24 protein-coding genes and 1 riboswitch are annotated in these 25,675 nt (G+C 70.7%); of the genes, 11 read left to right on the forward strand and 13 right to left on the reverse strand.

Annotated features, from left to right (window positions below; genetic code table 11):
- Positions 1 to 12: 12 nt before the first annotated feature.
- The 6 genes from recG to ACYVAK_RS01825 all read right to left on the reverse strand — a co-directional run bounded on the left by recG (position 13) and on the right by ACYVAK_RS01825 (position 6,793).
- A complete protein-coding gene (recG, locus tag ACYVAK_RS01800) occupies positions 13 to 2,121 on the reverse strand; it encodes an ATP-dependent DNA helicase RecG (protein ID WP_461057381.1) in 2,109 nt (702 codons plus the stop codon).
- Positions 2,122 to 2,124: 3 nt separating this feature from the next.
- Positions 2,125 to 2,508 carry a RidA family protein gene (locus ACYVAK_RS01805; protein ID WP_461057383.1) on the reverse strand — a complete coding sequence of 128 codons (384 nt, stop codon included), beginning with the start codon at positions 2,506 to 2,508 and terminating at the stop codon, positions 2,125 to 2,127.
- Positions 2,509 to 2,537: 29 nt separating this feature from the next.
- Positions 2,538 to 4,703, reverse strand: coding sequence for a RelA/SpoT family protein (locus tag ACYVAK_RS01810; protein ID WP_461057385.1), 2,166 nt, complete (start codon positions 4,701 to 4,703; stop codon positions 2,538 to 2,540).
- A gap of 116 nt (positions 4,704 to 4,819) precedes the next feature.
- Positions 4,820 to 5,116 (reverse strand): DNA-directed RNA polymerase subunit omega, encoded by a 297-nt coding sequence (rpoZ, locus tag ACYVAK_RS01815; RefSeq protein WP_297865445.1) that lies wholly within the window; start codon positions 5,114 to 5,116, stop codon positions 4,820 to 4,822.
- 146 nt (positions 5,117 to 5,262) lie between these two features.
- Positions 5,263 to 5,910 (reverse strand): guanylate kinase, encoded by a 648-nt coding sequence (gene gmk / locus ACYVAK_RS01820; RefSeq protein ID WP_461057388.1) that lies wholly within the window; start codon positions 5,908 to 5,910, stop codon positions 5,263 to 5,265.
- Positions 5,911 to 5,929: 19 nt separating this feature from the next.
- Positions 5,930 to 6,793 (reverse strand): YicC/YloC family endoribonuclease, encoded by an 864-nt coding sequence (locus ACYVAK_RS01825; RefSeq protein ID WP_461057390.1) that lies wholly within the window; start codon positions 6,791 to 6,793, stop codon positions 5,930 to 5,932.
- Positions 6,794 to 6,867: 74 nt separating this feature from the next.
- Here ACYVAK_RS01825 and rph point away from each other — a divergent pair, with 74 nt between their 5' ends.
- Genes rph through hemW form a run of 4 tightly spaced genes read left to right on the forward strand, consistent with a single transcriptional unit; the run spans position 6,868 to position 9,835 of the window.
- On the forward strand, positions 6,868 to 7,584 hold the full coding sequence (gene rph / locus ACYVAK_RS01830; protein ID WP_461057392.1) for a ribonuclease PH: 717 nt from the start codon (positions 6,868 to 6,870) through the stop codon (positions 7,582 to 7,584).
- Positions 7,581 to 7,988, forward strand: a complete 408-nt coding sequence (locus ACYVAK_RS01835) for a VOC family protein (protein ID WP_461057394.1) — start codon at positions 7,581 to 7,583, stop codon at positions 7,986 to 7,988. Before rph ends, ACYVAK_RS01835 begins: the two co-directional genes overlap by 4 nt.
- Positions 7,985 to 8,599, forward strand: coding sequence for an RdgB/HAM1 family non-canonical purine NTP pyrophosphatase (gene rdgB / locus ACYVAK_RS01840; protein ID WP_461057396.1), 615 nt, complete (start codon positions 7,985 to 7,987; stop codon positions 8,597 to 8,599). Before ACYVAK_RS01835 ends, rdgB begins: the two co-directional genes overlap by 4 nt.
- A gap of 3 nt (positions 8,600 to 8,602) precedes the next feature.
- Positions 8,603 to 9,835, forward strand: coding sequence for a radical SAM family heme chaperone HemW (hemW, locus tag ACYVAK_RS01845; RefSeq protein ID WP_461057398.1), 1,233 nt, complete (start codon positions 8,603 to 8,605; stop codon positions 9,833 to 9,835).
- A gap of 10 nt (positions 9,836 to 9,845) precedes the next feature.
- On the opposite strand, the gene ACYVAK_RS01850 is transcribed toward hemW, so the two are convergent.
- The 3 genes from ACYVAK_RS01850 to cobT are packed head-to-tail and all read right to left on the reverse strand — an operon-like array spanning position 9,846 to position 12,383.
- Positions 9,846 to 10,442: a histidine phosphatase family protein gene (locus tag ACYVAK_RS01850; protein ID WP_461057400.1), complete on the reverse strand. Its 597-nt coding sequence runs from the start codon at positions 10,440 to 10,442 to the stop codon at positions 9,846 to 9,848.
- 7 nt (positions 10,443 to 10,449) lie between these two features.
- Positions 10,450 to 11,277 carry an adenosylcobinamide-GDP ribazoletransferase gene (gene cobS, locus ACYVAK_RS01855; RefSeq protein ID WP_461057402.1) on the reverse strand — a complete coding sequence of 276 codons (828 nt, stop codon included), beginning with the start codon at positions 11,275 to 11,277 and terminating at the stop codon, positions 10,450 to 10,452.
- The gene (gene cobT, locus ACYVAK_RS01860; RefSeq protein ID WP_461057404.1) at positions 11,274 to 12,383 is read right to left on the reverse strand and encodes a nicotinate-nucleotide--dimethylbenzimidazole phosphoribosyltransferase; all 1,110 of its coding nucleotides are present in this window, start codon (positions 12,381 to 12,383) and stop codon (positions 11,274 to 11,276) included. The genes cobS and cobT overlap by 4 nt, the downstream gene beginning before the upstream one ends.
- A gap of 67 nt (positions 12,384 to 12,450) precedes the next feature.
- Between cobT and ACYVAK_RS01865 the strand changes: the two genes are divergently transcribed.
- The 6 genes from ACYVAK_RS01865 to pepQ all read left to right on the forward strand — a co-directional run bounded on the left by ACYVAK_RS01865 (position 12,451) and on the right by pepQ (position 20,100).
- Complete coding sequence (locus ACYVAK_RS01865) at positions 12,451 to 12,633, forward strand: CPXCG motif-containing cysteine-rich protein (protein WP_461057406.1); 183 nt, start codon at positions 12,451 to 12,453, stop codon at positions 12,631 to 12,633.
- A 23-nt stretch (positions 12,634 to 12,656) separates the two neighbouring features.
- A riboswitch (cobalamin riboswitch) is annotated at positions 12,657 to 12,838 on the forward strand.
- 143 nt (positions 12,839 to 12,981) lie between these two features.
- Complete coding sequence (locus tag ACYVAK_RS01870) at positions 12,982 to 14,790, forward strand: TonB-dependent receptor domain-containing protein (RefSeq protein ID WP_461057408.1); 1,809 nt, start codon at positions 12,982 to 12,984, stop codon at positions 14,788 to 14,790.
- Between the two features lie 103 nt (positions 14,791 to 14,893).
- Positions 14,894 to 17,332, forward strand: coding sequence for a DUF1631 domain-containing protein (locus ACYVAK_RS01875; RefSeq protein WP_461057410.1), 2,439 nt, complete (start codon positions 14,894 to 14,896; stop codon positions 17,330 to 17,332).
- Positions 17,329 to 17,688 carry a PilZ domain-containing protein gene (locus tag ACYVAK_RS01880; RefSeq protein WP_461057412.1) on the forward strand — a complete coding sequence of 120 codons (360 nt, stop codon included), beginning with the start codon at positions 17,329 to 17,331 and terminating at the stop codon, positions 17,686 to 17,688. Before ACYVAK_RS01875 ends, ACYVAK_RS01880 begins: the two co-directional genes overlap by 4 nt.
- Positions 17,689 to 17,744: 56 nt before the next feature.
- Complete coding sequence (locus tag ACYVAK_RS01885; RefSeq protein ID WP_461057414.1) at positions 17,745 to 18,740, forward strand: FAD:protein FMN transferase; 996 nt, start codon at positions 17,745 to 17,747, stop codon at positions 18,738 to 18,740.
- A 61-nt stretch (positions 18,741 to 18,801) separates the two neighbouring features.
- Positions 18,802 to 20,100 carry a Xaa-Pro dipeptidase gene (gene pepQ / locus ACYVAK_RS01890; protein WP_461057416.1) on the forward strand — a complete coding sequence of 433 codons (1,299 nt, stop codon included), beginning with the start codon at positions 18,802 to 18,804 and terminating at the stop codon, positions 20,098 to 20,100.
- A gap of 49 nt (positions 20,101 to 20,149) precedes the next feature.
- Here pepQ and ACYVAK_RS01895 read toward each other — a convergent pair whose 3' ends face one another.
- The 3 genes from ACYVAK_RS01895 to ACYVAK_RS01905 form a co-directional block, all read right to left on the reverse strand.
- Positions 20,150 to 20,515, reverse strand: a complete 366-nt coding sequence (locus ACYVAK_RS01895) for a hypothetical protein (RefSeq protein ID WP_461057418.1) — start codon at positions 20,513 to 20,515, stop codon at positions 20,150 to 20,152.
- A gap of 111 nt (positions 20,516 to 20,626) precedes the next feature.
- Positions 20,627 to 21,001, reverse strand: coding sequence for a hypothetical protein (locus ACYVAK_RS01900; RefSeq protein WP_461057420.1), 375 nt, complete (start codon positions 20,999 to 21,001; stop codon positions 20,627 to 20,629).
- A gap of 484 nt (positions 21,002 to 21,485) precedes the next feature.
- Positions 21,486 to 21,950 (reverse strand): hypothetical protein, encoded by a 465-nt coding sequence (locus tag ACYVAK_RS01905; protein ID WP_461057422.1) that lies wholly within the window; start codon positions 21,948 to 21,950, stop codon positions 21,486 to 21,488.
- A 258-nt stretch (positions 21,951 to 22,208) separates the two neighbouring features.
- Between ACYVAK_RS01905 and ACYVAK_RS01910 the strand changes: the two genes are divergently transcribed.
- Complete coding sequence (locus ACYVAK_RS01910) at positions 22,209 to 24,611, forward strand: sensor histidine kinase (RefSeq protein ID WP_461057424.1); 2,403 nt, start codon at positions 22,209 to 22,211, stop codon at positions 24,609 to 24,611.
- Between the two features lie 13 nt (positions 24,612 to 24,624).
- On the opposite strand, the gene ACYVAK_RS01915 is transcribed toward ACYVAK_RS01910, so the two are convergent.
- Positions 24,625 to 25,599 (reverse strand): GGDEF domain-containing response regulator, encoded by a 975-nt coding sequence (locus tag ACYVAK_RS01915; RefSeq protein WP_461057426.1) that lies wholly within the window; start codon positions 25,597 to 25,599, stop codon positions 24,625 to 24,627.
- Positions 25,600 to 25,675: the final 76 nt, after the last annotated feature.

A 25,675-nucleotide genomic window follows, 5' to 3' on the forward strand; every position in this document is an offset into this window, starting at 1 on the left:
CGCCGACCTGCATCAGGCCGAGGCGTAGCGCGCCGCGCTGCCCACCCAGCGCGCGATGACGGCCTCGGCGATGGCCGGCGATTCGGCCAGCAGTCGCTCGGCCAGCGCCGCCACCTGCGGCAGCAGCCGGGCGTCACGCGCGAGATCGGCGATGCGGAAGGCGGCAAGGCCGGTCTGGCGCGTGCCCAGCAGTTCGCCCGGGCCTCGAAGCTCGAGGTCCTTCTCCGCGATGACGAAGCCGTCGTTGCTCCGGCGCATCACGTCGAGGCGCTCACGGGCGATCACCCCCAGCGGCGACTGGTACAGAAGCACGCAGCTCGAGGCGGCGCTGCCCCGCCCCACGCGGCCACGGAGCTGGTGCAACTGCGCAAGGCCGAGGCGCTCGGCGTTCTCGATCACCATCAGGCTCGCATTGGGCACGTCGACGCCGACTTCGATCACCGTGGTGGCGACGAGCAGCTGCACCTCGCCCGCCTTGAAGCGGCGCATGGTGTCCTGCTTCTCGGTGGGCTTCATTCGCCCATGCAACAGGGCGACGCGCAGCTCCGGAAGCGCTTCGGACAGCTGCTCGTAGGTCGTCTGCGCGGCCTGGGCCTCGATCTCCTCGCTGTCCTCGATCAGCGGGCAGACCCAGTAGGCCTGCCGGCCTTCGGCGCAGGCCTTGCGCACCCGCTCCACCAGCTCGGGACGGCGCTCGGCCGCGACGGCGACGGTGGTGACCGGCGTCCGGCCGGGCGGCAGCTCGTCGATGACCGACAGGTCGAGGTCGGCATAGGCCGTCATCGCCAAGGTGCGCGGGATCGGCGTGGCCGTCATGACCAGCTGGTGCGGCACGCGCTCGCCCTCGAGACCCTTGTCGCGGAGCGCGAGGCGCTGGTGCACGCCGAAGCGGTGCTGCTCGTCGACGACGACGAGCCCGAGCTTCGCGAAGGCGACGCCGCCCTGCATCAGCGCGTGCGTTCCGACCACCACCTGCGCCGTGCCGTCGGCGATGGCGGCGAGCGCTTCCCGTCGCGATTTGCCGGTGACCTTGCCGGCCAGCCAGCACACGCGCACGCCGTGCGGCTCGAACCAGCGCTGGAAATTCTGCAAATGCTGCTCGGCCAGCAGCTCCGTCGGAGCCATCAGCGCGACCTGCCGGCCCGAGGCGACGGCCTGCATCGCCGCCAGCGCGGCGACGACGGTCTTGCCGCTGCCCACGTCGCCCTGCACGAGCCGCAGCATGGGGGCGCCTTCGGCGAGATCGCGCTCCACCTCGGCGAGCACGCGCTGCTGGGCGCCCGTGAGCGCGAACGGCAGCGTGGCACGCAACGCCGCGACGGCGGCCGGCGCGGCCGGCAGCGGAAAGGCGCCGTGCTCGCGCAAGGCGATGCGCTGTCGGCGCAGGCTGAGCCCGTGCGCCAGCAGTTCCTCGAAGGCGAGGCGCTGCTGGGCCGGGTGGGTGCCCGACATTAGCGCCGCCACATCGGCCTCGACGGGCGGCCGGTGCACGGTCAACAGGGCCTCTCGCAGTCCCGGCAGGGCCAGGCCCGTCCAGGCCGCGGTGGGCACGAGTTCGAGCACCTCGCCGGGCGGCAGCTGTTCGAGCGCCAGGCGCACCAGCTTCGCCATCGAGCCGGGGCCGAGGCCCTCCACCAGCGGGTACACCGGGTCGAGCCGGTCGCTGAGGGCGGCGCCCTCGTCGTCGCCGAGCACCCGGTAGCTCGGGTGGATGATCTCCCAGCCGTTCTGGCCGGGCCGCACCTCGCCGAAAACGCGCACGCGGCGCCCGGGCTGGAAGGCCTGCACCTGCTGGCTGCGGAAGTGGAAGAAGCGCAAGCCGAGCAGCGACCCGTCGTCCCCGCCCAGCGTCACCTTCAACATCGGACGCCCGCGGAACAGGCGCTCGACGTGGCGCACGCGCCCTTCGGCCTGCAGGGCCGGGCCGGGGCGGAGGTCGATGATGGGCGTCAGCCGGGTGCGGTCCTCGTAGCGCAGCGGCAGCAGGAACCAGAGGTCCTGCAGGGTCTGGATGCCGCGCTCGGCCAACTTCGCAGCCACGGCCGGCCCAACGCCCGGCAGGCGCGTCACCGGCGCGTCGCCTCCTGCCAGCGCGGGCGCCGGCGCGGCCGTGCGGGGCATGGATCAGTCGAGGACGAGGATGCCGTCGACCTCGACTTCCGCGCCCTTCGGCAGGCCGGCGACCTGGATGGTCGAGCGTGCCGGGTACGGCGCCTGGAAGTATTCAGCCATCACCGCGTTGACGGTGGCGAAGTGCGAAAGATCGGTCAGGTAGATGCCGATGCGCACCAGCTTGTCCAGATCGCCACCGGCGGCCTGGCAGACCGCCCGCAGGTTGTCGAACACCCGGCGCGTCTGGACGGCGATGTCGCCACCGACGAGGTCGCCGGTCTTCGGATCGAGCGGGATCGCACCCGAGAGGTACACCGTGTTGCCGGCTCGGACGGCCTGGGAGTAGGGGCCGATGGCGGCGGGGGCGTTCGGGCTGGTGATCGGCGTACGGGACATGGCGGGCCTCGGCTTCGGAGGCCGGTAGCTTACAGCCGGCGCACCACGTGGACGACCTGCAGGCGACGCACGCGCCGCATCACCTCGGCGAGGTGGTCGACGTCGCGCACCTCGATGCCGAACTCCATCACGGAGAGGTTCACGTCGCGCTCGCGGTACTCCACCGAATCGATGTTCGAATCGCTTTCCGCGATCGCAGCGGCGACCTGGGCCAGGGCCCCGGGCCGGTTGTCGACCTCGACGCGCACGGCGACGAGGAAATCGCCCTTGACGTCGCGATCCCAATCCATGACCAGGCAGCGTTCCGGCGTCCGCGCGAAGGCCTCGACGTTCGGGCAATCGCGCCGATGCACGACGATGCCCTTGCCCGCGGAGAGGTAACCCATGATCGCGTCGCCCGGCAGCGGGTGGCAGCAGGTGGCGAAGGTCAGCACGCCGCGCTCGCTGCCGTTGATCAGGAGGCGTTCGGCCGATGCGGGCGCCGCGGTACCGGCACCGGTCGCGACCAGCGCCTGCGCCACCTGGGCCGGCATGCGGTTGCCGAGGGCGATGTCGGCGAGCAGCGCCTCGAGGCGCGGGTAGCGATGCTCGGCGAGGAACTCCTCGATGCGCTTGCCCGGCACCCGCTCGAGAGAGCTTTCGAGCCCCTCGAGGGCACGATCCAGCATCCGGTGGCCGAGGCTGACCGCGTCCTCGTGCTGCAGCTTCTTGAGGTTCGATCGGATCGCCGTGCGCGCCTTCGAGGTAACGACGAATTCGAGCCACTGCGGACGCGGCGCCGCGGAAGGGGCGGTGACGATCTCGACGTTCTGGCCGCTCTGCAGCCGCGTGTGCAGGGGCACCAGCTTCTTGTCGACGCGGGCGGTCACGGCCCGGTCGCCGATGCTGGTGTGCACGGCATAGGCGAAATCGAGCGCCGTGGCGTTTCGCGGCAGGGCGAGGATGTCGCCCTTTGGCGTGAACAGGTAGACCTCGGCCGGGAACAGGTCGACCTTCACGTTCTCGACGAACTCGAGGGACGAGGACGACACCGACTGCTCGCTGCTCATCAGGCCGCGGATCCAGTCCTGCGCGCGGGCCTGCGCGCTGCTCGCGCCCGTCGCGGAAGTGTTGGCCTTGTACGCCCAGTGCGCGGCGATGCCGCGCTCGGCGATCAGGTCCATCTCCTCGGTGCGGATCTGCACTTCGATCGGCGAGCCGTGCGTGCTGAACAGCACGGTATGCAGGCTCTGGTAGCCGTTGGCCTTCGGGATGGCGATGAAGTCGCGGAAGCGCGCCTCCAGCGGTTTGTAGAGCGCATGCACCGCGCCGAGCGCGTGGTAGCACTGCATCACCCGCTGAACGACGACGCGGAAGCCGAACACGTCCAGCACCTGCTCGAGCGTCTTGTGCTCGCTGCGCATCTTCGAATAGATGCTCCAAGGCGACTTCACGCGACCGACGATGCGGAAGGGCAGGCCCTCCAGGGAGAGGCGCTGCGCGATCTTGGCCTCGATGGTCGTCATCGCCTCGCGGCGCATCACCGGCTGGCTCGCCAAGCGACGCGCGATCACGGCGTACCGCCGCGGGTGGAGGGCCTTGAAGCCGAGGTCCTGCAGCTCGGCCTTGAACTTGTTCATGCCGAGGCGCTGGGCGATCGGCGCGTAGATCTCCAGCGTCTCGCGGGCGATGCGGCGGCGCGACTCATCGGCCATCGAATCGAGCGTCCGCATGTTGTGCAGGCGGTCGGAGAGCTTGATCAGGATGACGCGGAGGTCCGTCGCCATCGCCAGCATCATCTTGCGGAAGCTTTCGGCGGCCGCTTCCTGCCGGCTGGCGAAGCGGATCTTGTCCAGCTTCGTCACCGCATCCACGAGCGCCGCCACCGGCTCGCCGAAGGCCTGCACGATCTCGGCGCGCGGCAACGGCGTGTCTTCCAGCGTGTCATGGAGGATGGCGGCGCAGAGCGTCTCCCAGTCGACGCGGAGCTCCGCGAGGATCGCCGCCACCGCAACGGGGTGCGTGATGTAGGCCTCGCCGCTCTTCCGCACCTGGCCGTCGTGGGCATGCGCGCCCATCACGTAGGCGGCGCGGACGCGGGCGATCTGCTCGGGCGGGAGGTAGTCGGCCAGTTTCGCAGCCAGCGCATCGACCTGCTCCGGACAGGGGTCCGGCGCGGTCGGGGCGGCTTGTGCGGGCGCAGCGCTGGCACTCATAACTTGAATGTAAGGGCCGGACTGGAGCGCGGCAACCGCACGGAAACGACGAGGCCCGCCGAAGCGGGCCTCCGTTCACGCGGCGCAGGACCGCGCGGCGCACGTGTTGGCGTCGATCAGTCGTCGCCGCCCTTCATGTCGTCGTCCACCACCTCGGCGGCGGCCCACTCGAGGGCTTCACGCTCGCGACGCTCGCGCTCGGCCTTCTCGACCTGCTCGATCAGCGCCTCGTCGATCTGGCGGGCGGCGATTTCGCGAAGCGCCAGCACGGTCGGCTTGTCCTCGTGCTCGCTGTTGTCGAGGGTCGGCTCGGCACCCTTGGCCAGCTGACGGGCACGCTTCGAGGCCAGAACCACCAGCTCGAAGCGGTTGTTCACGACGTCCAGGCAATCTTCAACGGTGATGCGGGCCATGCGGTACTCCGGCGCGGCGGGCCGACGGGCCTGCCTTCAAAGACCGCGCAGCATAGCGGCCGGACCGCCACCGGGCAAGGAAGACCCCCGCCGGACGCTGAACGGAAAGCACAAAAAACCAATCGGATCAGGCACTTGCCAGCAGCTCAACCGTCGTAGCCGGCCATCAGGCCGGCGAACAGCCCGGCGTGGCGACGGACCTGGGCCTCCCGCCGCAGGCGGTGGGCGATGAAGATCGAGCGCAACTCGTTGGCGGCCGTGTCGAAGTGCTCGTTGACGATCCAGTAATCGAACTCGGGCGCGTGCGACATCTCCTCCTGCGCGGCGGCGAGGCGCTGGGCGATGACCGCCTCGCTGTCCTGCCCGCGGTTGCGCATGCGCGTCTCGAGGGTGTCGGTGGACGGCGGCAGGATGAAGACGCTCACCGCGTCCGGGATCTTCTGCCGGACCTGCCGGGCGCCCTGCCAGTCGATCTCGAGCAGCACGTCCTTGCCCGCGGCCAGCTGCGGCTCCACCGACTGCCGAGCCGTCCCTTTGTAGTCGCCATGCACCAGCGCGTACTCGAAGAAGTCGCCGGCGGCGATCATCCGCTCGAACTCGGCCTTGTCGACGAAGTGGTAGTGGTGGGCATGGCGTTCACCCGGGCGCGGCGCGCGCGAGGTGTAGCTGATCGACAGCGCGATGCCGGGTTCGCGGGCGAGCACGGCGTTCACCATGCTCGACTTGCCGGCGCCGGAGGGCGCGGCGACGACGAACAGGGTGCCGCGTTCTACGGGGGCGTGGGGATGGCTCATGCGGGGCGGCCCTCCGGCCTCACTCGATGTTCTGCACTTGTTCGCGGATCTGCTCGATCAGCACCTTCAGCTCGACCGAGGCCTGGGTCAAGCGCGCGTCGACCGCCTTCGAGCCCAGCGTGTTCGCCTCGCGGTTGAACTCCTGCAGGAGGAAATCCAGGCGCCGGCCCACGGCCTCCCCGCGCTTCATCGCATGGCGGGCCTCGACGACGTGGGTGGCGAGGCGGTCGAGTTCCTCGTCGACGTCGGCGCGCTGCAGGAGCAGCACGAGCTCCTGTTCGAGGCGGGCCGGATCGACCTCCACCTTGAGCTCGCCGAAGCGGGTCTCGATGCGCTGGCGGATCGCGCTGCGCAATTCCGGCAGCACGCCGCGCACGGTCGCGATGATGGCTTCGATGGCCTTGAGCCGCTCCTCGATGAGGCCGGCCAGCGCCTTGCCCTCGCGTTCGCGATGGGCGAGGAAATCGGCCAGCAGCGCATCGGCCAGGGAGGCCGCCTCGGCGCGCAGGGCGTCCATATCGGTGCCGGCGTCGGCCAGCACGCCCGGAAAGGCCAGCAGGTCGGTGAAGCTGGTTTCCAAGGTGCTGAAGCGGGCGGCAAAGGTCGCGTGCAGCTCGGTGAGCTGCTGCAGCCGCGCCTCGTTCACGCTGAGCGGGCGCAGGGCGTCGCCACTGCTGCGCAGGCGCAGGCCGAGGTCGAGCTTGCCGCGCGAGATCTTCGCCGCGACCTTCTCGCGCAGCATCGGCTCCAGCGTACGCAGCTCGTCGGGCAGGCGCAGCGACAGTTCGAGGTAGCGGTGGTTGACGGCGCGGAGCTCGGCGGCCAGCGTACCGGCGGCGGTGGCGCGTTCGACCGCGGCGAAGGCGGTCATGCTGCGGATCATTCGGGGCTCGCGCGGCGGGCGGCAGGGAGGCGGATGGTAAACTCCGCGCCCTTTCGCCACCACCGGCCCGCTCCATGACCGCCATCGCCCGCCCCAGTGGCCGCCAACCCGACCAGATGCGCGATGTGCGCATCGAACGCCGCTACACCAAGCATGCCGAGGGTTCGGTGCTGGTCGCCTTCGGTGACACCGTCGTGCTCTGCAACGCCAGCGTCGAGGAGCGCGTGCCCGGCTTTCTGCGCGGCAAGGGCGAGGGCTGGATCACTGCCGAGTACGGGATGCTGCCGCGCTCGACGAACTCCCGCATGGGCCGCGAGGCGGCGCAGGGCAAGCAGGGCGGCCGCACGCTGGAGATCCAGCGCCTGATCGGCCGCAGCCTGCGCGCCTGCGTGGACCGCAACGCGCTGGGCGAGCGCACCATCACGCTCGACTGCGACGTGCTGCAGGCCGACGGCGGCACGCGCACCGCGGCGATCACCGGCGCCTACGTGGCCCTGGTGGATGCGGTTTCCACATTGAAGACCTCGCGCAACCCGATCTTCGGTGCGGTGGCCGCCGTGTCGGTGGGCATCTACCGCGGCGTGCCGGTGCTGGACCTCGACTACGCCGAGGACAGCGACTGCGACACCGACATGAACGTGGTGATGAACGACGGCGGTGGCTTCATCGAGGTGCAGGGCACGGCCGAGGGCCACGCGTTCCGACGCACCGAGATGGACGCGATGCTGGCGCTGGCCGAGAAGGGCATCGCCGAGCTGGTGGCCGCGCAGCGCGCGGCGCTGGCGGGATGAACCGCCACCTCGCCCTCTTCGCGCTCGTGGTGGACGACTACGACACCGCCATCCGCCATTACGTCGACGACCTCGGCTTCACGCTGGTCTGCGACGAGGACCGCGGCAACGGCAAGCGCTGGGTGGAGGTGACGCCCTCCCCGGCCTCGCAGTGCCGCGTGCTGTTGGCGAAGGCCGCGACCGAGGCGCAGAAGAGCCGCATCGGCGACCAGACGGGCGGCCGCGTCGGTTTTTTCCTGCACACCGACGACTTCGACCGCGACCACGCGGCGATGACCGCCCGCGGCGTGCGTTTCGCCGAAGCGCCGCGCGACGAGCCCTACGGCAAGGTGGTGGTCTTCATCGACCGCTACGGCAACCGCTGGGACCTGATCCAGCCCGCTTCGGAAGGCGCCGACGCATGAAGGTCGTCCTCGCCAGCGGCAATAGGGGCAAGCTCGCCGAACTCGGCGAACTGCTCGCCGGCGCCGGCCTCGAACTGGTGCCGCAGGGCGCGCTCGGCATCGCCGATCCGGTCGAGGACGGCCACACCTTCGTCGAGAACGCGCTGATCAAGGCGCGCAACGCGTCGAAGCTTTCCGGCCTCCCCGCGCTGGCCGACGACTCCGGCCTGATCGTCGATGCCCTCGGCGGCGCGCCGGGCCTGATCAGCGCGCACTACGCCGGCGTGCACGGCGACGCAGCGGGGAACATCGCCAAGCTGCTCGGCGAGCTTCGAGGCATACCCGCCGAGCGCCGCACGGCGCGCTTCTATTGCTGCCTCGTGCTGCTGCGCCATGCCGAGGACCCACAGCCGCTGGTCGCCGAAGGCGAGTGGCCGGGCCTGATCCTCGACGCACCGCGGGGCAGCAGCGGCTTCGGCTACGACCCGGTGTTCTTCGATCCGGCCACCGGGCTCGGCGCCGGCGAAATGCCCGCCGCGATGAAGAACCCGATCAGCCACCGCGGCCGGGCGCTGGCCGTGCTGAAGGCGCGGCTGGCCGACTGGATCGCGCGCGGCGCGGCCGCCGGCTGAGCCATGCACACGCACGGCGAGCACTGCACCCCGGACTGCGCGCATGACCGCGCGAACGACGCCGCACCGCCCCTCGTGCCGGGTCCGCTGGCGCTCTACATCCACATTCCGTGGTGCGTGCGGAAGTGCCCGTACTGCGACTTCAACTCGCACCAGCGACCGCAAGAGCTACCGGTGGCCGAGTATGTCGCCGCGCTGGTGCGCGACCTCGAGTTCGACCTGCCGAACGTCTGGGGCCGCACGGTGCACAGCGTGTTCTTCGGCGGCGGCACGCCCAGCCTGTTCCCGGCCTCCGCCATCAACGACATCCTCGCCGCCTGCAGCGCGCGATTGCGCTTCGCGCCCGGCGCCGAGGTGACGCTGGAGTGCAATCCGGGCACCGCCGAGTTCGACCGCTTCGAGGGCTACCGCGCCGCCGGCGTGAACCGCCTGAGCTTCGGCGTGCAGAGCTTCGACGACGGCTGCCTAGAGGCGCTCGGCCGCATCCACGACAGCGGGGAGGCCGAGCGTGCGGTGAAGCTGGCGCAGGACGCCGGCCTCGACAACCTCAACATCGACCTGATGTACGCGCTGCCGGGCCAGACCATGGCCATGGCGCTGCACGACGTCGAGCGCGCGATCGCGCTGCAGCCGGCGCACCTCTCGCACTACCACCTGACGATGGAACCCAACACCGTCTTCGCCGCCCGCCCGCCCGAGGGCCTGCCGGACGAGGACGACGCCTGGGCGATGCAGGAGGCCTGCCAGCAGCGCATCGCGGAAGCCGGCTTCGGCCACTACGAGATCTCGGCCTACGCCAAGCCCGGCCGGCAGTGCCGCCACAACCTCGCCTACTGGACCTATGCCGACTACCTCGGCATCGGTGCCGGCGCGCACGGCAAGATCAGCTTCGGCCATGACGGCCGCATCCTGCGGCGCTGGAAGAAGAAGAACCCGCGCGAGTACTTGGCCGCCTTGGCCGCGGGATCGCCCGAAGGCGCGCACATCGGCGGCGACGAGGACGTGCTGATGCCGGCGCGCCCCTTCGACTACATGCTCAACCGGCTGCGCCTGCATGCCCCGTTCGCGCTCACCGAGTTCGAGCAGGCCACGGGGCTGTCGCGCAGCGCGATCGCCACGGAGATCGCCGCGGCCGAATCGCGCGGCTGGCTCGAAGGCAATGGCGAGGTCTACGCGCTCACCGCGCAGGGACGCAACTTCAACAACGACCTCGTCAGCCTGTTCCTCAAGGGCTGAGCCCAAGCCCTCAGAAACGCACGGGCGTCGCGTAGGGCACCGGCATGTGCAGGGCCTCGTCGCGCTCGATGCCGCTGACCAGATGGTGCAGCGCGCGGATCACGCCCGCATGCGTGAACCACAGCGCCGGCTCGCGATGCTCCGCCAGCGCAGCCGCCACGCGCGCCTCGAGGTCGAGGTAGCGCTCGCCCTCCGGCATCTGGAATCCGGCGGGATCCGCCGCCCAGGCGTCGAGCGCGCTCCGGTCGATGGCATCCCAAGGCCGCGACTCCCACTGGCCGAAATGCAGCTCGGCCAGACGCTCGTCGACGCGCACCCGACGAGCCTCCGCGCGCGCTTTCGCCAGCGGCCAGGGCGTCGGCGGAACCCCGCGGGGAGCGGCGACCTCGATGCGGAAGGCGCGCGCCGTGGCCTCGGCGAGTTCGCGGGCCCGCGCCAGCGGACTGCTGGCGATGGGCCAGTCCGGCAGGGCGAGGCGCAGCCGGCGTGCCGCGTCACTCACGTCGCGCGCATGCACGGGCAAGTCGCTGCGGCCGTAGCAAATCCCCTGCCCGCCCAGCACCGGCGTGTGGCGGATCGCGATGAGCGGTGGAACGCGACGGCTCACCACGACGTCACGCGCCGGACGGCAGCAGGCGCAGCGACGCGACGACCGCCAGCAGGAACGCGGCTTCGCCCAGCTGTTCGGCACAGCCCAAGGCATCGCCAGTGAAGCCACCCAAGCGGCGTCGGTACCAGCGGGCACACCAGGCGTGCACCAGCGCGACGCCCGCCGCCCCTGCCAACCACGCGGGCCAGAAGGCGGGCGTCAGGGCGGTCGCGAGCCCCAACGGGAGCGCCGACAGCAGCAGCGCCATGAGCAGGCTGAAGGGCCCCAACGCGACCGCCAGCGGCTTGCTCTTGCCGTCCTCGTCGCGCACGTAGTCGAGGCGCGCCATGAGCGCCGTTGCGCCGCCGCGCGCCACCGCATGGGCCGCGACCAGCGCGGGCACCGCGAACGCCAACGGCAGGGTCGCCAGCGCCGCCCAGCGCAGGCCGGTAACGAGCAGCAGAGCCAGTGCGCCGTAACTGCCGAGGCGCGAGTCCTTCATGATCACCAGCGCCTTGGCGCGGTCGACGTGCCCACCCAGCGCATCGAAGGTGTCGGCGAGACCGTCCTCGTGGAAGGCGCCCGTGACGACCGCGCCCGCCGCCAGCGCGAGCCCCGCCGCGATCGGCATCGGGAAGACCTGCGCCGCCAGCCAAAGCACGGCCGCGCTGAGGGCGCCGACCAGCAGGCCTACGGCGGGAAACCACTTCGCGGCGTCGTTCAACCATTCGGGGCGGAAGCCGTCGAACTGGGGCGTGGGCAGCCGGGTGAAGAACTGCACCGCCAGCCAGAAGCCCCGCCACTCGCGACGGATCACGCCGATCGAATCGGGGGTGTCGGCGCCGGGGCTCATGCGCGATCCGACACGCCCGCGCTATCGAAGGTGGCCATCTCAGCCAGCAAGGCGCAGGACGCGCGCAGCAGCGGCAGGGCCAGCACTGCGCCACTGCCCTCGCCGAGGCGCAGGCCCAAGGACAGCAAGGGTTCGGCGTCGAGCCTCGCCAACCAGCGCGCATGCGGCGCTTCGGCCGAGACGTGGGCGAACACGAGGAAAGGCTTCAGCGCCGGATCGATCGCCAGCGCCACGGCCGCCGCTGCGGTGGCGATAAAGCCATCGACGACCACCAGCACGCGGACCGAGGCGGCACCCAGCATCGCACCAGCCATCATCGCGATCTCGAAACCGCCAACGGCGGCCAGGGCGCGGAGCGCGACCTCCGGCGATGCGGCGACGAAGGCTTCCGACGGCCGGCCATCGAGACGGTTCACCGCCAAGGCCCGCCGGACGACTTCGACCTTCCGCGCGAGGCCCGCTTCATCCACGCCCGTACCGCGGCCGACGCACTCGGCCGCATCAAGACCCGTCAATGCCGCCATCAGCGCTGCCGAACTCGTGGTGTTGCCGATGCCCATCTCGCCCAACACCAGCACGGACTGCGCGGCGAGCTCCCGGCCGATCGCCACGCCCGCATCCAGCGCCGCGACGGCCTGCGCCACGCCCATCGCTGGACCTTGAGCGAAATTCGCGGTGCCGTCGTCGATGCGCCGCGACAGCAGCATCGGATGAGCCGCCAGAGGCGAGGCCACACCGGCATCGACCACCGCCAGCCGCGCATCGAACTGCCGCGCGAGCACGCTGATGGCTGCACCGCCGGCGAGGAAGTTCGCGACCATCTGGGCGGTGACCGCCTGCGGGTACGGCGATACCCCCTCGGCGACGACACCGTGGTCACCGGCGAACACGCGCACATGGGCCTCTGCCATGCGCGGGTCCGCCCGGTCCTGCACCAGCGCCAGCTGCAGGGCGAGGGCTTCGAGCCGACCGAGCGAACCCGGCGGCTTGGTCTTGGCATCGAGCGCGTGGCGCACGCGGCGCGCGAGTTCGCCGTCGGGTTCAAGCCGCGGCAGCATGGGCGGCTGGAACAAGCCATGGCGCATCGGACGGGCAGCGGTCGGCATCGGTATCGGCAGATTCACGGAACGCAGGACAGGGCGCGCAGTATGGTGGCCGTTGGAGGTTTTTCCCATGCTGCGATCCCGCACCATCGACTGCCCCTACTGCGGCGAACCGATCCAGGTGGAGATCGAGCCGGCCGACGAGGCGCAGCGCTACATCGAGGACTGCCAGGTGTGTTGCCGGCCGATCGAGTTCGAGCTGCGGCCGGGCAGTCGCGGTGGACGCCTGCGGGTGTTCCGCGACGACGAGTGAGCCGGCGCCTTCACCGATCCGCTACACTCTGCCGCGCTGAAGGTGTTCGGGAAGCCGGTGTGACTCCGGCACTGCCCCCGCAACGGTAATCCGCTGCCAACCTGCCAGATCGCCACTGGGGCCCACCCTGGGAAGGCGGCAGGTCGCGATGCATCCTGCATCGCAAGCGGAGAGTCCGGAGACCGGCCTTCAGACCGTCGACGCGCCGCATCCCGGGTGCGTCAGCGGTCATGGCGCGCTGCGGTGGGCGGCGAGGCGTGGACGCGGCCCCGCACCGACGCGGCCGCTCGACGTCCTTGCGTTCCCGCTCGCGCCCCCGCGGGTGTGCGCTGCAAACCAAGGATCGCCATGAACCGTTCTCCCCTCACCGCCGGCCTCGCGCTGGCGCTTGCCGTTCCCTCCGCCGCGGCCGCGGCGGCCGATTCCGCCGAAACCCTCGACGCCGTCGTGGTCACCGCCACCCGCTCCCCGGCGCCGGTCGCACGCGGGCTGGCCGCGACCACAGTGCTGGATCGCGCGGCCATCGAGCAGGCGCAAGCCCCGGACCTCATCGACCTTCTCGCGCGCCAGGCCGGCATCGACGTCTCGCGCACCGGCGGGCCCGGCTCGCTGTCCACGTTGTTCCTGCGCGGCGGGAACTCCAACCACGTGCTGGTGCTCGTCGACGGCGTGCGGGTGAATTCGGTGCAGCAGGGCCAGTACGACTTCGGCAGCCTCCCCATCGACCGCATCGAGCGCATCGAGATCGTCCGCGGTCCGCGCGCGGCGCTGTGGGGCTCCGACGCCATCGGCGGCGTCATCCAGATCTTCACCCGCGATCCCGGACAACGCGGCGCGCAGGTGCGCGTGGGCAGCTTCGACCGCTCGGAAGTCGCCGCCCAGTGGGGCGTTTCCGGTGAGCGCGGCAGCGTCGGCCTCGGCGGCGGGCTGCAGGACGTCGGCGGCTACAACGCCAGCACGCCGTCGAGCTTCAGCTTCGACCCGGACCGCGACGGCTTCCGCAACCGGCACGTGAGCCTCGGCGGTCGCACCACGCTGGGCACGCAGGCCCTCGGGGTGAACCTCCTCTCCACCGTGGCCGACATCGAGTTCGACCGCGGCCTGACGCAAGCGCATTCGGCCAGCGGCGGCGCGACGCTCGGCGGCCCGCTGGCCGCGCGCTGGTCGCACAGCCTCGCGCTGGGCGAGGCCCGCGAAGACCTCAAGACCCTGTCCAGCTTCGGCAGCCGTTTCGAAAGCCGCCGCCGCTCGGTCGACTGGCTGCATGACCTCGCCCTCACCGACCGCCATGCGCTGCTGTTCGGCCTGAACCACGTGGACGAGGACGCCGTCTCGCGCAACGCGACCAACGCGGTGGTCTACGACCGCAGCCGCGGCAACACCGGCCTGTTCACGGCGTGGCGTGGGACCGTCGGCGCGCAGCAGTGGGATCTCGCCGCGCGAACGGACGACAGCAGCCAGTTCGGCCGCACGAACACCGCCCAGGCCGCGTGGGGCCTTGCCCTCGGCGACGGCTGGCGCTTGCGGGCAAGCTGGGGCCAGGGCTTCCGCGCGCCGAACACCAACGAGCTGTATTCGCCGGGCTTCGGCGGACTGTTCGCCGGCAATCCGGCACTCGGCCCGGAGCGCTCGCGCAGCGCGGAGCTTGGCCTCGGCTGGCAGGGGACAACGGCGACGCTGGCGCTCTCCCTCTACCGCAGCCGGGTGACCGACCTCATCGCCTTCACGGGCCCCACCTTCGGCGCCACCAACATCAACCAGGCGCGCCTCGACGGCGCCGAGCTGGACGGGCGCTGGCAGCTGGGGCGGATCGACCTTCGAGGCAACCTCGGCTGGCAGCGGGCGGAAAACGCCGCCACCGGTGCCGCCCTGCTCCGCCGGGCCCCTCGCAAAGCGGCCCTGAGCGTCGATATCCCCGCCAACGCCTGGCTGCGATTCGGGCTCGACGCCACGGCGGCCTCGCGCCGCCAGGACTTCGACGGTGCGCTGGCCGGCTACACGCGCTTCGACCTGAGGGCCGAGGCCGCGCTCGGCGAGGACTGGGCCCTGCGCGCCCGGGTGGAGAACCTCTTCGACCGGCGCTACACCTTGGCCAGCGGATTCGCCACCCCGGACCGCAGCCTGCTCGTGGAGATCACCTGGCGCCCGGATCGCTGATCCGGCCACCACGCCTTCACACCGCCGCCCCGGCCCGGGGCGGCGACAACGGTGGCTGCCTGCTATATTCAGTTTCGTTGACTTTTCGCAATGGAACGTGCGCATGCCCGGCCCCGCGGCCTCCAGCTCGAACACCCCTGCCGGCCTCTCGAAAAGCACCCTGCCCCGCAAGGTGCGGCAGATCCTGCAAGGGTTCTACGAACTGGCGGCCGACGCGTTCGAGCGCGAGCTCACCGGCGCATTGAACGAATTCGAGCAACAGGCGTTCAACAACGCCGAGCAGGCCCGCAGCAACAACATCCAGGTCCGCTGGCTGGAGACGTTGCGCACCGTCCGGCGGACGCGACCCGACCTCGTGCCCCGCTTCCTGCAGGGCGTCGAGGCGCAGTTGGCGGCGATCCGCGAACCGTCGGCCACCGAGGCGGAGCGGGTCACGCAGCGCAGCATGGCCGAGCTGTCGCTGATCGAAGCTTCGGAAATGGACGAGTCGACGACGCTTGCGGAGATCGGCAGCCGCATCGAAATGCGCCACAGCCTGCCGATCTACCTGCTCGGCCAGCGCTTCGGCGTGCTGGCGGGCAAACCCGCGTTCGATGCGGAAGCCCTGCCTGTCGGCCCGCAGACCCTGTGCAAGATCCTGCGCACGGCGGCGGCGAACCTCGAGATCTCCTCCGAGCACCGCGTGCTGCTGTACCGCCTGTTCGAACGGCAGATGCTCGTCGAGTACGGCCGCTTGCTCGAAGCGCTGAACAACCACCTCATCAAGCACGGCGTGCTCCCGGGCTTGCAGTACATGCCGTTCCGCAGTCCGGCTGCCCCGCAGGCGCGTCCCGCGCCGAAGCCGGCGGACGGGCGGACAGCCGAGGACGAGGCGGCGGCGAAAGCCGCTGAGACGCCGGACGGCCGGACGACCGCACAGGCCCCGGCCTATGGCCGCAGCACCGGACAGATGCCGGCCTACGGGCGTCCGACCGGCCAGCCGGCGGCAACCGCGCGCGATGGCGGCGAGAGCGAAGCGCCGCTGCCCTGGCTGCTGCCCGGCGAACCGGCGGCCTGGGCCCCGGCCAGCCCCTCGGCCGCGGCGATGCCGCTGCCCGAGTTCGACCAGATCCGCGACCTGTTGACCTCGCGGCGCTCGATGCTCTCCAAGCTCTCGGGCGGCGGCGCGCCGGCAGGCCCGAGCGGCCCGGTGCACCAGCCCGCGCCGCAGGAAGTGCAGCACGCCCTGAGCCTGCTGCAGCCGAGCACCGCCACCTCGGTCAACATGGGCGGGCGCATCGTGCCGCGCACGGTGGCGCACCTGAAGCAGGACCTGCTGGCGCAGCTGCGGCGCAGCGCCCCCGCCGGCGAAACGCCGGTGCTGCCCGACGAGGACAACGACACCTTCGACCTCGTCGGCATGCTGTTCGACGAGCTGGTCAAGGACGTGCGCCCGAGCAGCCAGGCGTCGACGCTGCTGACCAAGCTGCAGGTGCCGCTGCTGCGCGTCGCGCTCTCCGACAAGCGCTTCTTCAACGACAGCCACCACCCGGCGCGGCAGATGCTCAACGCCGTGGCCGAAACCGGCGCCTACTGGCTCGGCGACGACGACGCGGATGGCGCCCTCGTCTCCAAGATGCAGGGCCTCGTCGACCGCACGCTGCGTGATTTCGACGGCGACATGTCGCTGTTCGAGTCGCTGCTGAAGGACCTGAGCTCGCACCTGCAGACGATCGCACGCAAGGCCGAAGTGGCCGAGCGGCGCCACGTCGAAGCCGCACGCGGCAAGGAGCGCCTCGCGCAGGCCCGCGACCGCGCCGCCGACGCGGTGAAGGAGATCACCGAGGGCAGCGAGCTGCCGGTGTTCACGCGAACGCTGTTGAACCAGGCGTGGACCGACGTGATGGCGCTGACCTCGCTGCGCCACGGCGAGGATTCGCCGGCGTGGACGCAGCAGCTCGAGACGGCGAAGAAGCTGGTCAGCCTCGCGAAGCCCGGCGCCGCCGCCGCGGCGGAAAGCGAAGCCCCCGCCCTGCAGAAGGAGGTCGCCGACTCGCTGCGCCAGGTGGGCTACCACGAGGCCGAATCGGACGCGATCGCGAAGCGCCTCATCGCCCCGACCACCGAAGCCGCCGCCGACGACGCCGCCAGCCGCACCGAGCTGCTGATGCGCATGAAATCGGCGAGCCGCCTCGGCACCACCGAGAAGCCGGCGAAACCGAAACCCGAGCAGCTCACGCCCGAGGTCATGGCGCGCGTCGCGCAGATCAAGACCTTGGCCTTCGGCACCTGGTTCGAGTTCGTCACCAACGCACAGGGTGACCGCGTGCGCCGCCGCCTGTCCTGGTATTCGCCGGTGAGCGGGACGGCCATGTTCGTCAACCACCGCGGCCAGAAGATCGGCGACCAGAGCATCGAGCACCTCGCCATCCAGATGGCCAACGGCCAGGCCCGCCTCGTGGAGGAGGAAGCGAAAGTGAGCCTGCTCGACCGCGCCTGGGGCGCGGTGATGAAGACACTCTCCGGCTTCGGCGGCGGCAAGCCCAAGGAGGCCGTGGCATGACCGGCCCGCACAGCGAGTACCGCCGCGCGAAGCGTCGCCGCGCCACGCACGACATCGCCGTGATCGACAACATGACCGAACAGGTGATCGGCAAGATCGGCAACCTGTCGGAATCCGGCGTGCTGCTGATCCTCGGCGCACCACCCTGCGCCGATGCGCTGTACCAGCTGCGTTTCGACCTGCCCGTCGGCGGCGGTCGCCCCCTCGAGGTCGAGGTCGGCGCGCACGAGCTGTGGCAGGACGACGCCGCCGCGCCGGGGCAGGTGTGGGCCGGCTTCCGCTTCATCGACGTGGCCGCGAACTCGCTGCAGAACATCCGGCAGTGGGTCGACCAGCCCGGCAGCGACTACGTCTGAGCCGGGCCGCGTGGCTCGGCGCGGCGCTGCTGGGGCTCGCCGCCTGCCAACCCGCGATGCCCTTGCGCGACGCCTGGCCGGTGTTCGGCAGCACGGCGGAACTGCAGCTGCCCGCTCGCACCGACGAGGCGCGTCGCGTCGACGCCCTGCGCTCGCTTGGCGCGCACTGGCAACAGCGCGAGCGCGACTGGCACGCCTGGGAACCCTCGGCCCTCACGGCCTTCAACGACGCGCTCGCCGCGAAGGGTGAAGCCGAAGCCCCACCGGCACTGCGCGGGCTGATCGCGCGCAGCCGCCCCCTCGTGGCCCGCAGTGGTCGTGCCTTCGACCCTGGCGTCGGGAGGCTGGTGGCGGCCTGGGGCTTCCACACCAGCGACTACCCGATCCGCACGCCGCCACCCGACGACGCGACGCTGGCCGCGTGGGCCGCGCGGCCCGATTCCCTCGACGACCTGCACTGCGATACCGACTGGCGCTGCACCAGCGCCGCGCCCGCGCTGCGGCTCGACTTCAACGCCATGGCGGAAGGGCTGGCCTTGGAGGAAGGCGCGACGCAGCTGCGCCGCCTCGGCGTGGCGCACGCGCTGCTGAACCTCGGCGGCGACGTGCTGGCGCTCGGCGACCACCACGGCGCGGCGTGGCGGGTGGGCCTCGATGACGGCGAGGGCGGCGTGCTCGGTGGCGTGGCCTTGCGCGACGGCGAGGCCTTCATGAGCTCGGGCCGCTACGCGAAGTACCGGGAGTCGCCGGACGGCGAACGCTGGCCGCATGTCCTCGACCCGCGCACGGGGCGCGCGGCGACGGGCGCACGCCTCAGCGCCGTGCTGCACCCCGACCCGGTGCGGGCCGATGCCGCGGCCACCGCCCTGATGGTGGCCGGGCCCGAGGGCTTCGAGGCCACCGTGCGCGGCATGGCGCTGGGCTGCGCCCTGCTCATCGATGCCGACGGCCGGGCTTGGTTGACCGCCGGCATGGCCCGTCGCTTCGCCTGGCAGCGCGACGTGCCGCAGGCGGCACGCATCGACGCGGGCGAGGGCTGCGACACGCCATGACGGCCGCTGCGGCACAATCGGCGCATCGCGATCCGCGCACCTGCCGCCGAGCCTTTCCGCCATGTCCCACCTCTACGCCGAGCACCTCGCCACCCTGAAGCAGCGCAGCGACGCCGCGCTGGCCAAGGCCGGCTTCGACCACCTCGTGATCGCGTCGGGCGTGGAGAAGTACCAGTTCCTCGACGACCGTCCCTACCCGTTCAAGCCCAACCCGCACTTCAAGCACTGGGTGCCGCTGCAGCAGCACCCGCACAGCTGGATCGCCTACACGCCGGGCCAGAGGCCGGTGCTCGCCTACTACCAGCCCGACGACTACTGGCATGTGCCGCCGTCGCCGCCGGAGGGCTTCTGGGTCGACCACTTCGACATCCGCATCCTCCGCGAACCGCACGAGGCCGCCGCCCATCTGCCCAAGGGCCGCGTGGCCATCGTCGGCGAGGCCGATGCGGCGCTCGAGGGCGTGGTGCCGAACAACCCGAAGGCGCTGATCGACGAACTGCACTACCAGCGCGGCTACAAGACCGCGTATGAACTCGACCGCATGCGCCGCGCCCAGCGCCGTGCGGTGAAGGGCCATCGCGCCGCCGAAGCCGCGTTCCGCGCCGGCGGCTCCGAGCTGGAGATCCACCGCGCCTACCTCGAAGCCACCGGCCACGGCGACCTCGACCTGCCCTACACCAACATCATCGGCCTCAACGCCCACGCCGCGGTGCTGCACTACCAGTACCAGTCGCCGGAGCGCCCGGCGAAGCCGCTGAGCTTCCTGATCGACGCCGGCGCGGAAGTCGACGGCTACGCCTCCGACATCACCCGCACCTACGCCGCGCACGACGGCGAATTCGCCGAACTCATCGCCGCCGTCGACGACGAGCAGCAGGCGCTGTGCGGCATGGTGCGCAACGGCGCCGACTACCGCGACCTGCACCTCGAATGCCACCTGCGCCTCGGCAGCGTGCTGCGCACCGCCGGCATCGTCGACATGGACCCGGGCGCGATGGTCAGCGAAGGCGTGACCAGCGTGTTCTTCCCGCACGGCCTCGGCCACCCGATCGGCCTGCAGGTGCACGACGTCGCCGGCCGCCACGACGCGGAAGGCCGCGAGATCCCGCGGCCCACCGGCCACCCTTACCTGCGCACCACGCGCACGCTCGGCCCGGGCATGGTCGTCACCATCGAGCCCGGCCTGTACTTCATCCCCACCCTGCTGGCCAAGCTGAAGGCCGGTCCGCACGCGAAGGCGGTGGACTGGGCGAAGGTGGACGCGCTGACGCCCTACGGCGGCATCCGCATCGAAGACGAAGTGGCGTGCACGGCAGGCGCCCCGGAGAACCTCACGCGGGACGCGTTCGCGGAAGCGTGAGCGCACCCGCGCCGCCGACCGCCTGAAGGCGGCCAGCGTGGGCGACGGTTCAGACCGGCGGCTGGTTGCCGTCAATCGGATCGTGGCTGATCACGGTGCCGGTGGCCCGGTCGCGCAGCACGATCGTGTACTTCAAGAGCACCGGCGCCGTGTTGAGGTTGATCACGCGGATCTGGTCGCGGCCGACCTCGGTGCGCAGGATCGGCGTGGACGGCAGGCCGTCCTCGTCGTAGCGGATGTCGACGAACTCGTAGCGCCGCGGGTCGGCCAGGGTGAACAGCGTCACTGAGTTGCGAAAGCGATCGCGAACAGTATTGGACTCGCTGCGCGCCACGAGCGTCACCTCGTAGCGGTTGAAGGCGAGGCCGCGATGCGCCGGATGGGTGCTGATCTCGCGGTGGCTGGTGACGTGCACCGGGACGACGATGTTCGGGTTGGCGTCGACCGTCGTCGGGCAGTCCGCCGGCGGGGCGGCGTGGGCCGCCCCTGGAGCGTGGATCGGGGTGTGGGCGCGTGGAGCGGTCGCTCAGCCCGGCGGCTGATTGCAGATCACCGGGTCCGGGCTGCTGTACACCACGCCGCCCAAACTGAGCTGGATGCGGAAGTCCAAGGCGTCGGAGACGGTGGCCGCATCGGCGATCACCAGCGCATTGCCGCTGCCGTTGGCTTTGAGCGACCAGCTGATGTCGACGGGCAGCGGCGGCATCACCACGGCGCCGACGATGCTCCAGCCGGCGGCGAACAGCGCCGGGGCCAAGGTGTAGGCGATGGTGGCGGCGCCCTGGCCGGTGGTCTCGGTGACGTTGCCGCCGCCGTTCGAGTAGGTCAGGGTGACGTCGGTCGTGCCCGGCACGATGGTGATGGTCTGGATGACGACACTGGTGTTGGCGGGATTGCTCATGCGCAGGCTCCATGGGGGCGCTGCCCGGTCACCCGCATCGACGACGCCGGCCCGGCAGCCGCGCGACGCTAGGGCATCGCGGGTATGCAAGGCAAGGCCGCTGTCCCTCCAGGCAGCATTGTCCGCGTCCGACAGTCCGGGCATGCTCAGCGACGCGAACACCCCGGACCGGAGCGGGGCCCGAGGACTTCGAAGCATGCGCAGCATCGGACACGCCGCGGGACTGGGCCTGATATGCCTTCCGCTGGCATTGACTGCGTGTTTTCTTTTCCCCTCCGCTTCGGCAGCGATTCCCTCGCAAACGGAGGTGGGACTGCCTTTGCAGCGGACCTTCAGTCCCGAGCAATACAAGGCCGACGCGCAGAACTGGTCCGTGGTGCAAACCGAGGATGGCACCATCCATGTCGGCAACAACCGTGGCGTGCTGAGCTTCGACGGGCAGGAATGGCGCTTGACGCGCATCTCGAAGAACTCCGCGGTGCGCTCACTTGCCGTCGATAACGCAACGAAACGGATCTATGTTGGCGGACGTGGAGAGTTGGGGTACCTCGAAGCCGGAGGGAACGGCGAGCTTCGATACGTGTCGTTGCTCGACCAACTGCCACCTAGTGCATACGGGTTCACGGACGTTTGGGCAACCATCGTCACTGATTACGGGGTCGTCTTCTCTAGCACGCAGCGCTTGATGCGCTGGAGCAATGACGGCTTCGAGGTTTGGGAGCCAAGGGAACGATTCGGCGTCGCCTTCGGAGGAACGCACGGCGTATTCGTGGTCGAAAGTGGCCGAGGGGTACGTCAGCTCGATGGAGATCGTTGGCGAATCCTCCCAGAGAGCCAGCATGTCGCTGACGCCAGACAGGTAGGCATCGTTCCGACTGCGGACGGCAACACAGAACATCCTTCCCTTATCGTCGCGAGCCCCAGCTTCGGATTCATGCGCTACGAGCATGGCCGACTCCAACCATGGCAAACCGCGATTGACGCCTCGCTGAGAAGAAGCGACTTGATGGTGAAAAGCCTCGCTCGCCTTCGGGACGGGAGCCTCTTGGTCGGCACGCTTAGCGATGGACTGCACATACTCGATTCAACGGGTGGACTGAGAGCCCACCTAGGGGAAGCCGATGGCCTCCCGGACGTCGCCGTGGCGGCAAGTGCGATAGACCATGAAGATGGCGTTTGGCTGGCTTTGGGTAACGGCGTGGCGAGGATGACGCTATCCGGCCCGCTAAGTCGCATCGACGAGAGGCGCAACGCTGGCCAGATGGTTATTGCGCTGCACAGGCACAAGGGCGAGCTGCAGATTGGCACAGAGCAAGGGGCATTCCGGGCACAGTTCAACACCTCGACCGTCCTCCACCCTGTGGAAAACGTCGACAAGCAGACCCGCAGCTTCCTGCCCACGGAGCATGCGCTGCTGGTCGGAAGCATGATGGGCGTGCACGCAGTCGACCGTCAGCAAGTCACGCACGTTCTCGACGCTTACGGCGCCCTCGCCCTCCTCGCCCCGCGCTCGCGCCCGGATTGGGTGCTGGTGGGCTTGGCCCAGGGCATGGCCCTGCTGCGCCATGACGGCGAACGCTGGCGCGACGCCGGACGGGTGCCGGGCCTGCAGGATGAGGTGCGCACGCTGGTGGAGGACGACGCCGGCCGCGTGTGGGTCGGCACCTACAACACCGGCCTGCTGCGCGTGGACCTCGCCGGCCTCGGCGACGACGGCACGGTGGGGGCGCTGCCCGTCGAGCGCTTCGGCCTCGACGACGGCCTGCCCAGCATCAACTACAACCTCGTGTTCCCGGTGGGCGGGCAGCCCGCCTTCGCCACGAGCGCCGGCATCTACCGCTTCGACGAAGCCACGCGACGCTTCGGGCCGGACCCGCGCTACGCCGGGCTGTTCGAGCGCCCGCGCACCGTCTACGTGCTGCACGACGACCCGGCGAACGGGCTGTGGGCCTACACCGAAGACCCGGCCACGGGCCTCAAGGAAACCGGCCTGGTGCGCACCTTGGCCGATGGCACACGGCAGTGGGACCCGCGCCCGCTGCGCGCCTTCACCGGGCAGGAGACCTTCGCCATCCACGCCGATGGCGACGGCGTGGCGTGGTTCGGCGTGGGCGACGGGCTGTTCCGCTACGACGGCCGCATCCCCAAGGACTACGCACAGCCCTTCGACACGCTGCTGCGGAAGGTGAGCGGCGCGCAGGGCAGGCTGCTCTACGGTGGGCACGGCCCGGCGCCGGCCGTGGCCCTGCCCTATGCGGCGAACTCGCTGCGCTTCGAGTACGCGGCGCCGAGCTTCGACGGCGAGGACGCCATCCGTTTCCAGGTGAAGCTGGAGGGCAGCGACACCGGGTGGTCGGACTGGAGCGCCGAGGACTACAAGGACTACAACAACCTGTTCGAGGGCGAGTACGTCTTCCGCGTGCGCGCCAAGAACCTCTACGACACCGTGGGCACCGAGGCGAGCTACCGCTTCACCGTGCTGCCGCCGTGGTATCGCACCGCCTGGGCCTACCTCGGCTACGCGCTGGCGCTGGGCCTGGCGGGCTGGGGCCTGCTGCGCTGGCGCCTGAGCCGCGTGATGGCGCAGAAGGCCGCACTGGAAACGACGGTGGCCGAACGCACGCGGCAGCTGGCCGAGCAGGCCGAAGCGCTGCGTGCCGCCAACCAGCGCCTGCTGGCGCTGGACGGCTTCAAGCAGGGGATGATGGGCATGATCGTCCACGACCTGAAGAACCCGCTGGGCGTGATCCTGCACGCGGTGGATTCGCCCTCGCTGGCCTCGCGCGTGGCGCAGGTGCGGCAGAGCGCCCGGCAGATGCTGACGATGGTGCTGAACATCCTCGACGTGCAGAAGTTCGAGGACACGCGCGTGGTGCTGGACGCGCAGCCGGTGCCGCTGGCCACGCTGGTGGCCGGGGCCGTCGAGCAGGTGCGCTTCCTCATCGAGCGCAAGAACCTCGCGCTGGCGCTGGCCGTGCCCGAGGGGCTGGCGGTGCGCGGCGACGCCGAGATGCTGGAGCGCGTGCTGGTGAACCTGCTCACCAATGCGGTGAAGTTCACTCCGCCGAACGGGCGCCTCGCGGTGCGGGCCGACGCGGAAGACGACGGCCGGGTGCGCCTGCAGGTGCAGGACAGCGGCGATGGCGTGCCCGCCGACCAGCGCGAGCGCGTGTTCGCGCGCTTCGGCCAGCTGCACGCGCGCGATTCCGGGGGCACGCGCTCGACGGGCCTCGGGCTCACCTTCTGCAAGCTGGCGGTGGAAGCGCACGGCGGCGCGATCGGCGTGACCGACGCCCCCGGCGGCGGCGCGGCGTTCTGGTTCACCCTGCCGCGCGCCGATGACGGCGGCGCGCCGATATCGGCGGCGGTCGTCGACGTGCCGTCGGCGGGTCTCGAGGGGCCGGTGCTCGACGCCGCCGACCGCGCGGCGCTGGCGCCGTTCGTGGCCCTGCTGCGGCCCATCCCGATCTACCGCTATTCGGCGCTGCGGGCGGTGCTGGACCGTCCCGACTTCCCGAGCAATCCGCGCATCGACGCCTGGCGGGCACGCGTGGCGCTGGCCATCGAAACGGAGAACGACGCGCTGCTGGCCGCCCTGCTCGCGCCCTGAGTCGGCCCGCCGCTCAGTCGGGCGACGGCGCTTCGCCGTAAATCGCCACGCGGTTGCGGCCGCGGCGCTTGGCGGCATAGAGCGCCTCGTCGGCATGGCCGAGCAGTTCGGTTTCGCTCATGGCCTCGTCGTAGACGGTGTCGGCCACGCCCACGCTCACCGTGACCTGCAGGGTGAGGCCGCCGTGCCGGTGCACGGCGCGCTCCACCGCGGTACGCAGGGCTTCCGCCAGCACCGAGGCCTCCCGCGCCGTGGTGTTGGTGAGCAGCACCACGAACTCCTCGCCGCCGAAGCGCGCCAGCAGGTCGCCCTTGCGGATGCTCGAGGCCAGCACCTGCGCGGTGTGGCGGATGACCACGTCGCCCACCAGGTGGCCGTGCTGGTCGTTGACGGCCTTGAAGTGGTCGATGTCGACCAGCAGGCAGCTGAAGGGGTGCCCGTGGCGCCGGCTGTTGGCGAACTCGCGGTCGAGGTGGTCGGTGAGGAAAGCGCGGTTGTAGATGCCGGTGAGGTGGTCGGTGATGGCCGCGATGTGCAGGTCGTGCTTCTGCTGGACCAGCAGCGCGTTCTGCCGCGCGAGCTCCAGCTCGTTGGCCTTGATCTGCCGGTAGCTGGCCGACAGCTGCAGCATCGAGCGGGTGCGTGCACGCAGCTCGATGGGCTCGACCGGCTTGCGCACGTAGTCGACGGCGCCCGCGGCGAGGGCGGTCTCGAGGTTTTCCGACGAAGTCATCTTGCCGGTGCACATGATCACCGGGATGTCGCGCGTGGCTTCGTTCTCCTTCAGCCGGCGGATCAGCTCGATGCCGCTCAGGCCCGGCATGTCCCAGTCGGTGACGATCAGATCGGGGAGATTCTCGAGCGCGATGTCGAACGCGCGCTCCGGACGGCTGGTGCGCAGCACGCTGAAGGGCCCGCCCTGCAGGACGTCGCAGATCGCGTTGAGGTGCTCGAGCTCGTCGTCGATGACCAGGATCTGGGGAGCCATGGGGTGGCGCGAGGGTCCGGGGCGGGCCGTCGGGCGCCGCGAAGCCCCCATGGTACGGCGTGAAGGCCGCGCTGCG

This window comes from Silanimonas algicola (assembly GCF_054777375.1).